Genomic DNA, 14,977 nt, shown 5'->3' with positions numbered 1-14,977 from the left:
ACCTCGCATGACGCCGTGTGGTTGAGCTCGCACGTCCTTCAGAATATCTCCGTGGTCAGAAAATAATCTTAGCCGCCACTTGCAACTGCCGTGCCGGAAACGCCGACGTAATCGCACCAAACCCCGAGTCACTGATGTTCGGGTCTGGATCCTGATAATTCACCTTGTTCAAGACATTGAACGCCTCCGCGCGGAAGTCGAAGCTCGTGCCTTCCTTCCACAGCGGAAACGCCTTATGCAGTCCCAAATCTGTCTGGAAGAATGCATATCCCACGACCATGTTTCTCTGCGCATTGCCAAACGGGCTACCCGTCGTCGGCACAAACACATTCGCCTTGTTCAGATACCCATTCAACGCGCTCGCCGTCTTCACCCGCGCCGAAGCAGGCGACTTCGGGTTCCCCGACACACTCGGCCGGAACGTGTAGATGTCCGTCACCACCGTTCCCGCCGAAGTCGGCAGCGTGTAGTTCAGGTTCATCGGCAATCCACTGTTCATGTTGTTGATCACCGTCACCTGCCATCCACCCAGCAACTCCCGCACGGCCAGCGGTGCGCCGCCACCCCATCTGCGTCCCGCCCCGTACGGCAGGTCGTAGATGATCGAAGTCGTATTATTCAGCGGCTGGTCATAGCCCGACCGCCCATAATCGCTCGACGGATTGTAAAAATTCACACGCGAGTTATCGCCGTTGCTCGTCTCCAGGTGGCCCGAAGACAAATCAAACGCCCGCCCCCACGTAAACGAGTTCAGCAGATAAAGCCCATTCCCATAGCGCTTCTCCAGCTTCATCTGCAGCGAGTTGAAGTTCGAGGTCCCTGCGCTCTCCGCAATCTCAATCGTCGCAAACGTCGGAATCGGCCGCCGCGCCGCCAGCGTTCCACCCGGGCACTGCGAAGCCAGCGCCTGCGTGCAGATCGCCGCCTGGTTGTAATCCGCCAGAATCTGCAGGTGCGTTCCCTTGTTCCCCACGTAGGCAATATCCATCGCCACACCGCCCGGCAACTGATGCTGCACACCCACGAAGTAGTTCTGGATATATCCCGTCGGCGAGTTCGCAGGAATATATCGCGACTCCACCAGCGCCGGGTTGAACGCCGACGAAGCCGTCAGATTCACCGAGTAACCCTGCTGCGTCTGCCTGAAGCACTGCGCCTGGTTCTGCGTATCGTTCACGCAAAGATCCGTGGTCGTAGGCGCCGGATTGTTGATCGTCGCATTCACCACGTTCGGCCCGTTGTACGTCAGGTTGTTCTCGCCTCCCGCGCGATTGAACTCCGTATACGTGATGCCGTATCCCCCGCGAAACACCGTGTTCTGGTCCGCGCTGTAAGCAAAGCCCAGCCGCGGCGCCACATTCTTGAGCGGCATATTCACCAGCGCGCGGTTGTAAATCGACCCATTCGACGCCTGAATTAGCGTCTTCGTCGCGGGATTGAAGTTCGCCAGCTTGTTATTCGCCTCATACTGCGGCGTCGCCAGCTCATAGCGCAAGCCTGCATTCACCGTCAGGTTCGGCATCACCTTGATGTCGTCCTGGAAGTACATGAAGTTCATCCGCTGCCGCACGCTCGCAATAAAGAAGTTCGTCAGCGAATACGAGTTCCGGTTGCCGAACAAAAAGTCCGCCAGGTTCTGCGCCTGCGCAATCTGCGCCGAAGCATTGTTCCCCGCACCTGTATCCGTCGGCGAACCCGTCATCGCCGAATACTTCCCGCCGTAGTTGTCCTGCCCATAGCTCGGGTTGTAGTCGTTGATCGCCGTATTGATGGCCTGGAATTCATAGCCGAACTTCATCGAGTTCCGTCCATGCACCAGCGTGTAGTTCACCTTCGGGTTCACCACATCCGGGTTCTGGAACTGCGGGCTCGCAGGCTGTGTGCCAAACTGCGAGAAGCCCGTCACCGACTGCGCATTCAGAGACCGCACAATCAGCGAAGCCGTCGGAATCCCATTCGTAATTCCATTCGAAGTCAGCAAACTCGGCACGCCCGCGTTATACGGCGACTTGCCGCCCTGGTTCTTGCCAATCCCAATGCGAAAATCCACGAGCGAGTTCGGCGTAATGATGTACGTCACACCGCCCGCAATCTGCCGGTTGAAGATATGTACGTTCGCATTGCCATTGCCGCCCGCCGGCCCGCCAAACGGAGGAGGATCGAAGATCGTCGTCTGGTGCTCGCTGTAGACCGTGAACAGGCTCCACTTCGCATTGAATGTATGGTCCAGCCGCAGGTCGCCCTTGTCGTCATTGATCGTGCCACGCGGAAACGCCGCATAGTTGTTCGCAAACGAGTTTGGCGTGCCTGCCGCCGCGCTCGTATTCGTCCCCGGCAGCGCCGCAAGCACTGCCTTCGCAAACGACGTCTGAGCACCAGCCGGAATCACGCCATTCGCATACACCTGCCCTGTAATCGGGTTCTGCAGCGGAATCGGCGCGGTCGAGCCATCCACGCGATGCAGCAGGAACGTGCCCGTCCGCTGCTCTGCTGTCGGCAGTGTCGCCGTCTGAAAGCTCTTCGCAATCTGCCGCACGCCCTCATAGTCCGCAAAGAAGAACGTATGGTCTTTCCAGATCGGCCCGCCAAACGTCCCGCCAAACTGGTTCCGGATAAACGTCGGCTTCACTCCACCCGTCGGCGCAAACGGCCCCACCGCATTCAAATCTGTGTTGCGAATGTAGTCCCAGGCGCGTCCATGAAACTCATTCGTGCCGCGCCGGATCGACGCATTGATCACCGCGCCCGAAGCCCGTCCATACTCAGCGCTGTAGTTGTCCGTCTCCAGCCGGAACTCCGAAACCGCATCCGGCGAAGGAGGAATATTCTCATTCGCAAAACCCTGGTTCGACGTGCCGTACGAGTTGTTGTCCAATCCATCCAGCAGGAAGTTATTGAACGCGCTCCGCTGTCCATTCACATTGAACGAGGCCTCGCGGCTCGTCGTCGATTGGTTCTCCAAAAACGACTTCCGCACACCGGGAGCCAGCAGCGCCAGGTCCGCATACGACCGCCCATTCAGCGGGAGATCTTCAATCTGCCGCGTCCCAACCACCTGACCGCGCGAACTCGTCTCCGTCTCCAGCACCGTCGGCGCCGATGACACCGTCACCGTCTCGCTCACCGACCCCGGCTTCATTGCCACATCCACGCGCTGCCGCGAGTCCGTCGTCAGCTTGAACGCCGCCGTCTCCGTCCTCTGAAACCCACCCGCCTCAGTCGAGACCGTATAGCTGCCAATCGGCACGCTCGAAAACTCATACCGCCCGTCTCCATCCGACGTCGCCTTCTGCACAATCCCGGTCGCCGTGTTTGTCAGCGTTACCGTCGCATTCGGAATCGCCGCACCCGAGGCGTCCCTTACATATCCCAGCACCGAAGACGACTCGAACTGCGCATAAGCCGGCGCCACCATCATCATCACCACGGCAAGCGCCAGGGCCATCCATTGCCATCTCACGCGGAAACGGCTCACCGCCCGCACACCAACGGCGGCGTTTGTTTTCATCTCAGTCACCATCACAGCTCCTCGGACAAAAAAATCAACGTTATAAACTTGTTCAAAGTCGCAACCAATTCCGCCCTGGCAGGACGGTTCAGTCGACAACATCAACTCTGTAGATGGAGCAACACTACCCATCGGGCAATTGCTCTGTCAAGAAAAATCAACCTACGGAATCGGTAACGTAGTTCTCTGTTAATTTACAAATAAATTATTTATTTACAGTAGATTACATCTAATTTATCGAATATTTATCGTAAACTATAAATCACCAGGCCACGAGGCGCGCAAGCCCCTTTCATCCCCTCTGCAGGCTGTCAAAACAGAGATTTCCTTCGAAAACTCAACCCCTTCTGCCCGGCGCTCGAGCACAGAGGCCTCACCCTTCAAAAGTTATCGATTAAGTAATCCGCATCCCCAGAGCAAAATCCTGTCAAGTCCCCAAACCAACGCAAAACCGCGTAACCCATTCATCCTGTTCAGGATATTTTTCCGGAGAACTTGGCGGTTTAGTTTTCCATGGCTTGCTAGACTTAAATCAGCATCAGAAAAAGAAAAGGCCCCGCGAGCATATTCGCGGGGCTTTTCTCATGCAAAATCAAGACTTTACCAAACACCGACCCAGGAAAATCAGCACTTTATGCTAAATCCAGCCCGGAAGTCCGACCATAACTCAATCCGAATGAAGACTTTACCCAAAAACACGGGGGAGGGGGTCCCTACCACGCAACCTTCGCCGGAAGGAACTCCGCAAAGAGATCGTCGTAGTAAGGCTTCAACTCCGCCAGATTCGGCTTCGTGTGCCCCTTCGAGTAAAGGTCGTACGGGTTGAACTTATTCACCCACTCCAGCATCTCCTCATCATGCCCGTTCATCAGGTGCCGGTACGCCCCGTGACGGTGCCAGGAGTAGAAGCTGTGGTACCGCAACATCGCCAGCGCCGGCTCCGGCAGGTACGGCTTCATCACCTCGTAGATGTAGCCGTCATGCCCGAAACTCATATGTACGCTGTCGAGCCCACAGTTCGGCTCATAGATTCCGTACTTCGTACTGTAGACCGGGTGGTTCAAATCCGGATTCGCCTCGAAGTACTCCGGAAAGACGATCTTGTCCGAGTAAGCACACCCCACCGGAAACGTGTCGCCCACCACACCCCACTGCGGTTCACCGTATAAGCAGAGCACCTTGCCGAGGTCGTGGATGAAGCCAGTCAGCACAAACCACCGCGGATGTCCGTCCCTGCGGATGGCTTCGGAAGTCTGGAGCAGGTGCTCTATCTGGGTGAGATCCGTGTCAGGATCACTGTCATCAACCAGCGTATTCAGGAACTCCGCCGCCTCCCAAACACTCTTCTCGCCTTTTTTCAGTCCGAAGTATTCTTTTTCTTTGGTGATGACATAATCGAAGGTTTGGTGCTTGTGATTCTGTCGGTAGAACTCCGCTACACCTGGCGTTACCTTCTCATCGTACTGGCGAAACTCGGTCTCGGATTTGCCTTCCTTATAACGCCCACCGAGAAACTCATCCCATTCCTCCATGTCCTTGCCGAGTGGAGCTGGGTTTTCATTGACTGCCGACGACGTCGCCATGTTGTCTCCCTGTCAGTTATTGCACTGACACGTTACCGCTAACTTTATTAGGACTATAATCCTCTATTTACAACTTGGCAAGGAAATTTTCTGCGGTTACTCAAAAGCAAAAAGCTCCTGTCCCAGAGCAACGTTGCAGACTGGATGTGAACCGGTACGGATGAAAGCTACTCGCTACGACGTTTTGCTTGCAGAGGACTCGCGGACAACAAGCTTTGATTTCACCAGCATGCTGCGCGGGGACTGCTCGGGTTTGGCCGAGAGGTCCAGCGCGAACTCACCGGCCAGTTTGCCTAGCTCTGTTGTGTCATGGTCGATGGAGCTGAGCGGGATGCGAAGATAGTCTGCATAGCGGAAGTTGCCGCAGCCGATGAAGGCGATATCTTCCGGGATGCGAAGACCGGCCTTGAGCGTTGCGTCCATTGCTCCGACAGCAGTCAGATCGTTGTAGCAGAAGACCGCGTCTGGCCGTGGGTTGAGCGCGAGCAGCTCCTGCATCGCCTGAAAGCCTGCTTGGTCGCCCTTTTCCTCGACGCGCTCGCGCACGACAACGTAGTTCTCTGGCATCGCCAGGCCGCGTTTCTCAAGTGCATTGCGGTAGCCGCGCAGACGGTCAAAGGATGGGCTTGAGTTCGTTCCTGCAATATGCGCGATGCGCTTGCGGCCAATGTCAATCAGATGATTCGTCGCCATCTCGCCGACCTGCACATCATCGGAACCGATAAAGTGCGCAGCCAGGTGAGGAAAGTTTCTATCGAAGAGCAGGTATGGCGTACGCTCATCGCCCAGTTCGTAGAAGTTGCGGAGGCTGGGTTGGCACGAGGCAATCATCAACACATCGACACCACGACGCAGCAGAGTGCGAATCTCCTGACGCTCGATTTCGGGGTCTTCTTCAGATGAGGCCAAAATGAGAGCGCGGTTTGCGGGGCGGAGCACGCCACTCAGTGATTTGGCGAACTCAGCGAAGAACGGATGCACGAGGTCCGGTACGACGAGGCCGACGGTATAGGTGCGTCCGCTGGCCAACCCACGCGCCATCATATTCGGCTGATAGTTCAACTCCTTCATCCGCTTCAGTACGCGGCGGCGCGTCTCTTCGCCGATGTCCGCGTTGCCGCGCAACACTTTCGATACGGTGACGACGGACACACCAAGATCCCGCGCAATGTCTTTCAGCCTGACAGCCATACCTGCTCCCGTTGTTGCGCCTACCTACCGCCTACTCAGCCCGCAAGCGGTAGTCCTAAGACAATTATGGATGGAAACAGGCCTAGACTCTTAGGAAAATCTCGTTCTTCGCCATAAGCTCCATGTGCCGACAGTCAAGCTAATCAGCAATACACAACCAAGCACTGCAACCCAACCCGTATTCATCTGAAGCGGAGGCACAACTGCCCGTACGCCCAACCACAGGAAAACCGCGGTCGCGGACGCGAGGATGAGATAATCCCACCAGCGTTTGTGCTGGCTGCGATCGCTGAATTCGTCACCTCCCATTGAGGCGATGGTCTGGTTGTAGTCAAGCCCGTAGCGGTTGCACTCCCGCAGCACAGCCTCGTTGGTCGAAGATTCCTCGCGTGCGGAGGCTACCGCTGTGCTGATTGCCAGCGCACCGAGAATCATCACAAGCGAACCGGCCACGACCAGCAACTTGTGTGCGCGGTCTGCCGAAGCCAGTTCGCCGAAGACCAGCGCTCCCCAGGCGAGCCCCCAAAGTTGGTTGGTGTTGGAGAGCGGGATGCCGCGACCAATACCCAGATACTTCGTCGCAAACTGCTGGAAGAGGTCGCCGATGACCCAGACAAAGCCTCCGAGGAAAAGCCAGAAGACTGCTCCGCGAACATGCAACAGTTGAAACGCGGATGAGTGCCAGCCGCCGTCGAGCGCAAGGGTTAGTGCAAGCACTGTGCCTAGTTCTCCCACGGTAAATGCCGTCACGAACGAGAGCGGATTCATTCCGCTCAGATATGCCTTGCGATAGGGAACGTACATTGTGCCCCACATCAGACTTGCACCGATAGCAGCGATGATACCGCTGAGTGCATTGTGGCCCGCGGCAGCCGACCCGCCGTGGAGGGTACTGAAGCCAAGCATCACTGCAGCCAGCACAATGGCAATCGCGCCCAGGACGACCTTGCTGATGTTCTTCGCACTGGCGCCTTTCAGTTCACAGAAGAGAACGCGCCCCCAGATCAATCCGATGAGAGAGTTCATGTTCCAGAGCGGAAACGCGACGGCCAGGCCGACGTCGCGGATAGCGAAGACGGTCAAGGTATTGGCCACTGCCCACAACGCTCCTGCCAGCAGCGCCCAGACAATCAGGTGCTTACGTTCGAAGAGGTCAGTGAAAACATAACCTGTACCTTTGAGCAGCGTCGGAAATGTCCATCTTGCAGTGAAAACGCCTGCCACCATACAGAGCGAAATGGCAAACGGTGAGTAGCCTGCTGTCACCAGTTTGGTTGGAGCCTCTGCAGCCCCCAGCCATACCCCTGCAGTCAATCCGCAGATGACACCAAGGACATGAAGCGACATTCCCTTTTGTTCAACCTTTTTTACTACACTTGCCATCCCTGACTCCATCGTTCCTAACTCAAAGCAACCAATAGAGCTATCCCGACCAACAGCACCACGAACGGCACCCAGAAGTGGCTATCTCCCAGAATTTTCCCTGTCTCTTGGTTCATACCCATAAAGGCCTCTCAAAGCTCATCTAGTAAGCGGTAACGTTCGCTAAACCCTACGCGGGCAGCCGTGATGCTGTCAACGATAATTGAGCCACTACCCTCAGCATGGTATGATAAAAGTTCAGCAGGCTACCATAAGAACCGGTAGCGGCTCGGAGCGTTTTTTACCTCCTGGCCCGTCACTTCCACGGCTTTCCGGTTGAGATTCTTCATTCTCACTGTGCATAGCCCACGGGGAAGTTTCTGCGATTTGAGATTGGAGCAATTGTCATGGCACAGAAATGCGAACTCTGCGGCAAAGGCCCGCAGTTTGGAAACAACATCTCCCACGCCCACAATACGACGCGGCGTCGCTGGAACGTAAACCTTCAGTCGGTGAAGGCCAAAGCTGAGGGTGGCAGCAAGCGGATTCGCGTCTGTGCGAGCTGCATCAAGTCCGGCAAAATCGTTAAGGGCTAAGCATCAGGCTCATAGCTACAAAGAAAGCCCCAGTCGCCTCGGCGATCTGGGGCTTTTCGTGCTGTGGCTATTTTTTGCTGAAGTCAAGAGAAGTACTATTGATGCAGTAGCGCATTCCCGTAGGTCGCGGGCCATCAGGAAAGAGATGGCCCAGATGGGCTCCACAGCGGGCGCAGGTGACCTCAATCCGATGCATACCGTGGGAGTTGTCCTCGTGCGCCTCAATGGCTTCGGCTGAGACCGGAAGCCAGAAGCTCGGCCATCCGCTGCCAGACTCAAATTTTTTATCCGAGGTAAATAGAGGAGCGTTGCATGCGGCGCACTGATAGACACCCTCCTCGTGGTTGTCGAGCAGCGGTCCAGTAAAAGGGCGATCCGTTCCCTTCTCGCGCATGACATGGAATTGCCCTGGCGTAAGGAGTTCACGCCATTCGGCTTCTGTTTTGTGAATCTTTTCGATTTTGGCTTCCTGTTCCGCCATCGGACGCCTCCTTTATGTGAGATGCGTGACCGTTATCCGCGAGCTATAACTTCAATCTCGACCAAAGCATCCTTCGGCAGGCCTGCAACAGCCACCGTCGAACGCGCAGGTGGAACGACTCCTTCAGGCGCCAGATATCGGGCGTAGACCTCGTTCATCGCGGCAAAGTCGCTCATATTCTTAAGAAAGACAGTCGTCTTCACTACGTTTGACAAGTTCAGACCTGCCTCAAGGAGTACTTCCCTGATGTTCTCCAGCGCACGAGTGGTCTGCTCAACAACACTGCCGGGAACTAACTGCCCGCCCACTGGATCGAGTGCAACCTGGCCGGAAGCAAAGACGAAGTCGCCGGAACGGACCGCTTGCGAGTAGGGGCCAATGGCTACCGGAGCCTGTTTGGTGGAGATAGCTGTCTTGGATAAATCGCTCATAGGCATTAAGTCTATCGTCTTCTTCAGTCGCTGCTCAATGTTGCAGGATGTTGGTAAAAGCTGATAAAAATCGTCTTCGCCGTGCAGCACGCTCGCACGATACAACATCTCAGCGGGAACGAGGTAAACAAACATGGGACTTCTCGATTCACTTAAATCGTTGGCGGGCCAGGCAGGTGATGCAGCCGGCACTGACCAGGCAAAAGTTGCTGGCGGCTTTATCGAAGCACTCACTCAACATCCACAAGGGATACAGGGCGTCATCGATGCCTTCAACAGCAGCGGCATGTCACAGCACGTCAGTGACTGGGCCAATGGTCAAAATACGACGGCGACGCCGGACCAAATCTCGCAGGGACTCGCAGGTACGGGACTGATCGAAGCGGCTGCTGCAAAGGCAGGTGTCTCGCCCGAAACCGTGCAGTCCGCTCTGTCGACCATTTTGCCGATGGCCATTCAGCACTTTGCCCCAAATGGACAGGCAGCACCGCAGGGCTCGATGGCAGGCATGGCCCAAGGGCTGCTCAGCAAGTTCCTCTAAGAGTCTTGAGGCTGACGTTCCAAATAAGTGTCCGGCGGATTGAAGATATCCGCCGGTCTCTTTCGTGCGGCTAGTTCAGTGTGATATCAGCAGCACCCGCTGACGCAAGAATCGTCTTGCTGATCAACTTCGGAAGACCATAGGCTTCGATCCTGATCTCACTCCACCACGGCTTGAATGTACCTTCAGGTGCGTCGAGATGGACCTTGATTTGCCCTGTGCCGCTCCGTTCACAGGTAAAGTGCTGACGGAAGAATTCACCTTTAAGGTAGTTGAAAGTATGGCCATCATCCTGATAGATGTCGCCATGGCAGCTTGGTCCGGGATAGACGCGTAGAGTCAGTGGGCCTACAGGCCTCTCATCGGTGCTCTGTGTGAGCGGTGCGATGGGGATGATCGAACCCCCGCGGATATAGACAGGCAGCTTTGCCAGCTCGGGTTGAATGAGGATGTGTTTACTGCTGTCTACTGGCTGCCCAGTCCAGTAGTCGTACCAAGGGCCTGATGGCAGTGCCAAGACATATTTATCCAACTCATCGAAGTATGGAGGTGGTGCGACGAGCAGATCGGAACCGACAAGGAACTCGCTTGGTGCATCAAGATCAAGCGGGTGGCCGTCTTCCGTTGCATGGGGAAACTCCAGAAAGAGTGGGCGGTTAATAGGCAGGCCGGTGCGGGACATCTCTTCAGCAGTCGTATACAGATACGGCATCAGCCTGTATCGCTCCTCGATGAAGCGGCGGCGGATGGTTTCAGCTGCAGGCCCTCCAACCCAAGGCTCCTGGTCTCCAGTACCAACCGCAGTATGATCTCGGTCGATTGGCTGGAATGCGGCGACCTCGATCCATTTTGTAAGGAGGTCCGTCTGGGGAGTTCCCGCAAATCCGCCTACATCAGCGCCCGTCATGCCAAAGCCACTGAGCCCAAGATTGACGATCTGGGGGATGCACAGACGCAGGTGGTTCCAGGTGGAACTGTTGTCACCGGTCCAAGTTGCGGCATAACGCTGGCCGCCAGCATAGCTGGCACGCGTGAGGACAAAGGGGCGTTCGTTGGGACGAAGGGTAAGCAGGCCATCATGCGTGGCGCGCGAGTTTTCCATTCCGAAGACATTGTGAATCTCAAGGTGCGTCGCAGTGCGGGGCTTAAAACCAGGCTCGTCAATCCGATGCACGATGTCATCGGGCATGGTCTTGGTTGCAACGTTGAAGATGGACGGCTCGTTCATGTCGTCCCAGAAGCCTGCGATGCCATCGTCAACAAAGTTTTTATAGAGCGTGCCAAACCATTTACGGGTGGACTGCTGTGTGAAGTCAGGAAAGACGGCAGGCCCCGGCCAGACAGCACCCGTGTATACAGTGCCGTCGGGGTTCTTGACGAAGTGGTCGCCCGCGATGCCTGAATCATACGGGTAGTAGTTGTGGCCAGGGTAGTTGGCGATGTGGAGATCAACGATAAGAACAGTGTGGAAGTGCTCCTTCGTCAAGTCAGAGATCATCTGCTCGAAGTGCGGGAAGCGCTGTCGATCCACGGTGAATGGACGATAGTGGTCCTGATAGTCGATGTCGAGATAGATGGCGTCGGCGGGAATGTGGTCGGCGCGGAGATGATGGGCGATCTCCCTGACGCGCGACTCGGGATAGTAGCTGTAGCGTGACTGCTGGAAGCCGAGCGTCCAGAGCGGCGGCAGCGGCGTGGGGCCGGTGAGCCAGGCGTAGGTCTCAACGACGTGCTTTGGGTCGGGACCGTAGACGAGGTAGTAGTCCACTGGGCCGTCCGCTGCAGAGACGGTGTACCGGTGCGGGTCCTTGCGGCCGAAATCGAAGAAGGTGCGGAAGGTGTTGTCCAGCAACATTCCGAACGCGCGGCCATCGCGGTCTTCGATGAACCACGGTATCGCCTTGTAGAGCGGGTCGGTGGACTCCTGCCAGCCGAACGCGTCGGTGTTCCACAAGGTAAAGGCTTCGCCTGCGCGGTCGAGCGGGCCTGTCTTATCGCCGAGACCGAAGAAGTGCGAGTCGATGTGGTCCTGCTTCGCTATTGTGAACGCATGTCCCTGCCATGCGATGGGCGCGGCGTCCTGCTGGATGACGTTGCCGGCAAGATCAGACACTGTGACGCGAAGATCGGGGGACACGGCAACGAGGAGCGCCTTCGTCTGGAAGCCATCTGGCTCCGGCGTCACGGGAATAGAGGTTTCGCGCGCAGCGGACAGTACGGCCCAGGATGCGTCCTCTGGAAGCGGGCCATCGTGACTGGCGCGAACGCGGATGACGTCGTCGCGCAAAGCGGTTACCTGAAGGGTGGTCCCGCGCGACGACACCTGGATGCCATCTTTCAGCGCGGTCATGTGTGACCCGGCGGCTTGTGCCCATGCGAAGGAACTGAATCCAGCGACTACGACAACGAGGGAGAGCAGACGAAGACGGTCCATAACGTGAATCGATGGTATGGTCTTCGTCTATTCAAATGCAAAGCAATTACCCGTATATTGCCATATCATTCGACTTCGGCCGAGGGCGAGGGCGGAACACGACCGAGGGAGCGATGTGCTCCTTCGGTCTTATTTGGCATCGGTGTCCTGCGGGGACTTGTCGATGTGGTAGTTGATGGTGATGGTGTGCTGGATGCCGTTGCTGGTCGCGATGACCACGATAGGATCATCCACGCTCGGATAGCCGCTACCGCAGCCGGAGAGCGAGGTGATGCCGCCCAGCGTCAGCAACACCAGCGCGGCCATGCTGATAACCCGTGCCAGCTTGCGGCTGGAACGGCGGAAGCGTTTGGTGGATGCCAGCGGGAACAGGAACAGTCCCAGTGCAATCGACCCGATTGGGCCGACCAGACTTGCATGACGGTCCGACGGAGCCAGCAGGCGGGTCGAGACGGTCAGTGTAAGGTCCGCCTGCCCCGCATACATTCCCACCTTGTCCTGCGAGAAGGTGTACTTGGCGAGGATAGGCCCGTTGGTCCCATTCACCGTGAACACGACATCTCCCGGATAGCTTCCACCGATTGGGGCAACGTGGAACGTGTACGTGCCAGATGTGCCGTAGATACCGTGGAGCGTCGTCGGACTGGTAGACACGAAGCTGAAGTCGAGTGGTGTGACGAGCACCGATCCGCTGGAGGCTGTGGACCCTGCCGTCTGTGCGTAGAAGTTCTGGTCGCCGCTGTAGAGCGTGGAAATGACGTTGTTGCCCATCGGCAGCGGGCTGGTGAGACCTCCTGAGGTGAAGGTGGCCGTGTTGCCAACGACGGGTGAGGTGCCGATCAGGTTGCCATTGTCGTAGAAGCTGACCGTGCCGGTCGGCGTTCCGCTGGTAGCGGACTGAAGCGTAACCGTCATGGTTACGGGAATCTCATAGGGGACGTCGGTGGTGCTCAGGCTAAGCGAGGAGATGACGGACGCCTTGGTCACAGCCAGGGTGCCGTTGTTGATGGTCTGCGAGTAGTCGGCAATGTCCGTTCCAGAGGCGGACGGGACAATTGCATACGTGCCGACGTTCGACAGCGTCGTGGCCGTCGTGCTGAACGCCTCCGTGAAGGTGTCGCCGTTCTGGGCGCCGGTAATAGTGCCGGTAAAGGTCGGGTTCGCCGTACCGTAGACCTTCGTTGCATTGTTGGCGGTAACGACGAGGCTGGCCTGCGTCACGTCAACGGTCACGGTCTTCGTTGCCGTCGTGTAGTTGGTGGTGTCAGTCGGCGTGAGTGTCACGTTCAGCGGCTGCGTGCCGACACTGAGAACCGTTCCGGCAGCCGGGGTATAGGTGAACGCACCGGTCGTGCTGCTGGTTGCGTTCAACTGCGTCGAGCTGAGTGCCGTGCCGTAGACGATGGGAGCCGGATTGTTCCAGTTGATAACAGGGGTCGCAGCAATCACGGTCAGGTTCACCGAGGCAGTCTGCGTGGTGTAGTCCGTCGTGTCTGTCGGAGTAAAGGTCGCCGTCAGCGTGTTCGATCCAGTTGTCAGGACAGTGGACGCCGCCGGGTTGTAGACAAAGGTGCCGGGCACGCTGCCGGTTGCATCCAGCTGCGTGCTCGACAGCGCCGTGCCGTAGGTGATCGGTGAAGGCGTCGGCCAGGAAATGGTTGGGACAACTTTCGTAATGGTCAGGGTGCCGTTGACGTAGACCACCGTGTAGTCGGCAAGATCAGCGCCGGTCACCGACGGAACGATAGCATACGTTCCTGCAGGCGAGCTTTGCGTTGCCGCCGTGCTGCCCGAGACCGTGAACGTGTCGCCATTTACCACGCCCGTGTAGGTGCCGGTGAAAGCAGGGTTCGCAGTGCCATAAGACCGTGTGGCATCGGCCGCCGTAACCGAGAGGGTGGCCGTGTTGACCACAATCTGCGCCGAGGCCGTCGCTGTTGTGTAATTGCTCGTGTCAGCCGGCGTGTAGATCACGCTGAGCGTGTTCGTGCCGGCCGGCAGTACCGTGCCGGCAGCCGGTGAGTAGACGAAGGTTCCACCTGAAGGTGTCGCCGTCGCGTCCATCTGCACTGAGCTGAGCGCCGTGCCGTAGGTGATCGCCGCAGGGTTGGCCCACGTAATGGTTGGCGTTGCCTTGTTCACCACGATGTCCACCGTTGCTGTGGCTGTCGTGTAATTGCTGGTGTCCGTCGGGGTAAAGCTCACCGACAACGTATCCGTGCCTGCGGCTGGTACTGAACCCGTCGCAGGGCTGTAGGTGAAGCTGCCCGGGACATTCGCTGTCGCGTTCAGCTGGGTTGCGCCCAGCGCCGTGCCGTAGGTAATCGGCGCCGGCGCCGCCCAGGTGATCGTCGGAGTACCTTTGTTCACAGTCAGCTGGACCGTCGCCGTCGTAGTCGCGTAGTTGGTCGTGTCAGTCGGAGTAAAGGTCGCCGTTAAGGTGTCGAGGCCGGCCGCGGGCGTCGTTCCCAATGCTGGCGAGTAGGTGAAGTTGCCAGGAACCGAAGCAGTCGCGTCCAGCTGCGTTGTGCTCAATGTCGTCCCGTAGGTGATCGGGGCTGGCGCCGTCCAGGTGATCGTCGGGGTCGCCTGGCCTACCGTCAGCGTCCCGTTCACATACACCACCGTGTAGTTCGAGAGGTTCGCTCCCGTCACCGTCGGAACGATCGCGTATGTCCCCGCCGGAGAACTCGTCGTCGCCGTCGTGCTTCCACCTACCGTGAAGGTGTCGCCGTTGATCGCGCCCGTCTCCGTGCCCGTGAACGCAGGGTTCGCCGCTCCGTAGGCACGGCTCGCGTTCGCCGCCGTCACCGTCAGCGTCGCCTGGCCTACCGTCAGCGTCCCGTTCAC

At 57.5% G+C, this 14,977-nt stretch carries 10 protein-coding genes; 2 read left to right on the top strand and 8 right to left on the bottom strand.

Annotated elements, in window-relative coordinates:
• Positions 1–55: 55 nt before the first annotated feature.
• The 4 genes from IEX36_RS16605 to IEX36_RS16590 all read right to left on the bottom strand — a co-directional run bounded on the left by IEX36_RS16605 (position 56) and on the right by IEX36_RS16590 (position 7,665).
• Positions 56–3,520, bottom strand: a complete 3,465-nt coding sequence (locus IEX36_RS16605; RefSeq protein ID WP_263365015.1) for a TonB-dependent receptor — start codon at positions 3,518–3,520, stop codon at positions 56–58.
• Positions 3,521–4,221: 701 nt separating this feature from the next.
• On the bottom strand, positions 4,222–5,091 hold the full coding sequence (locus IEX36_RS16600) for an inositol oxygenase family protein (protein ID WP_188760703.1): 870 nt from the start codon (positions 5,089–5,091) through the stop codon (positions 4,222–4,224).
• Between the two features lie 174 nt (positions 5,092–5,265).
• On the bottom strand, positions 5,266–6,282 hold the full coding sequence (locus tag IEX36_RS16595) for a LacI family DNA-binding transcriptional regulator (protein ID WP_188760702.1): 1,017 nt from the start codon (positions 6,280–6,282) through the stop codon (positions 5,266–5,268).
• A gap of 90 nt (positions 6,283–6,372) precedes the next feature.
• On the bottom strand, positions 6,373–7,665 hold the full coding sequence (locus tag IEX36_RS16590) for a GRP family sugar transporter (RefSeq protein ID WP_188760701.1): 1,293 nt from the start codon (positions 7,663–7,665) through the stop codon (positions 6,373–6,375).
• A 386-nt stretch (positions 7,666–8,051) separates the two neighbouring features.
• Here IEX36_RS16590 and rpmB point away from each other — a divergent pair, with 386 nt between their 5' ends.
• Positions 8,052–8,240 carry a 50S ribosomal protein L28 gene (gene rpmB / locus IEX36_RS16585; RefSeq protein WP_188760700.1) on the top strand — a complete coding sequence of 63 codons (189 nt, stop codon included), beginning with the start codon at positions 8,052–8,054 and terminating at the stop codon, positions 8,238–8,240.
• 67 nt (positions 8,241–8,307) lie between these two features.
• On the opposite strand, the gene msrB is transcribed toward rpmB, so the two are convergent.
• Together msrB and IEX36_RS16575 are read right to left on the bottom strand one after the other, a co-directional pair.
• A complete protein-coding gene (gene msrB / locus IEX36_RS16580; protein ID WP_188760699.1) occupies positions 8,308–8,721 on the bottom strand; it encodes a peptide-methionine (R)-S-oxide reductase MsrB in 414 nt (137 codons plus the stop codon).
• A 32-nt stretch (positions 8,722–8,753) separates the two neighbouring features.
• Positions 8,754–9,287, bottom strand: coding sequence for a RidA family protein (locus IEX36_RS16575; protein WP_308422329.1), 534 nt, complete (start codon positions 9,285–9,287; stop codon positions 8,754–8,756).
• Here IEX36_RS16575 and IEX36_RS16570 point away from each other — a divergent pair.
• Positions 9,286–9,693: a YidB family protein gene (locus tag IEX36_RS16570; protein ID WP_188760698.1), complete on the top strand. Its 408-nt coding sequence runs from the start codon at positions 9,286–9,288 to the stop codon at positions 9,691–9,693. The genes IEX36_RS16575 and IEX36_RS16570 overlap by 2 nt on opposite strands.
• Positions 9,694–9,763: 70 nt before the next feature.
• Here IEX36_RS16570 and IEX36_RS16565 read toward each other — a convergent pair whose 3' ends face one another.
• Positions 9,764–12,127 carry a glycoside hydrolase family 31 protein gene (locus tag IEX36_RS16565; RefSeq protein ID WP_188760697.1) on the bottom strand — a complete coding sequence of 788 codons (2,364 nt, stop codon included), beginning with the start codon at positions 12,125–12,127 and terminating at the stop codon, positions 9,764–9,766.
• A gap of 129 nt (positions 12,128–12,256) precedes the next feature.
• Positions 12,257–14,977 (bottom strand): beta strand repeat-containing protein (locus IEX36_RS16560; protein ID WP_188760696.1); only part of this gene is annotated, 2,721 nt, incomplete at its 5' end.

It is taken from the genome of Edaphobacter acidisoli (genome assembly GCF_014642855.1).
GTDB classification, from domain to species: domain Bacteria; phylum Acidobacteriota; class Terriglobia; order Terriglobales; family Acidobacteriaceae; genus Edaphobacter; species Edaphobacter acidisoli.
Note: the sequence above shows the minus strand (reverse complement) of the source record. Positions and strands in the feature narration are given on the sequence as shown.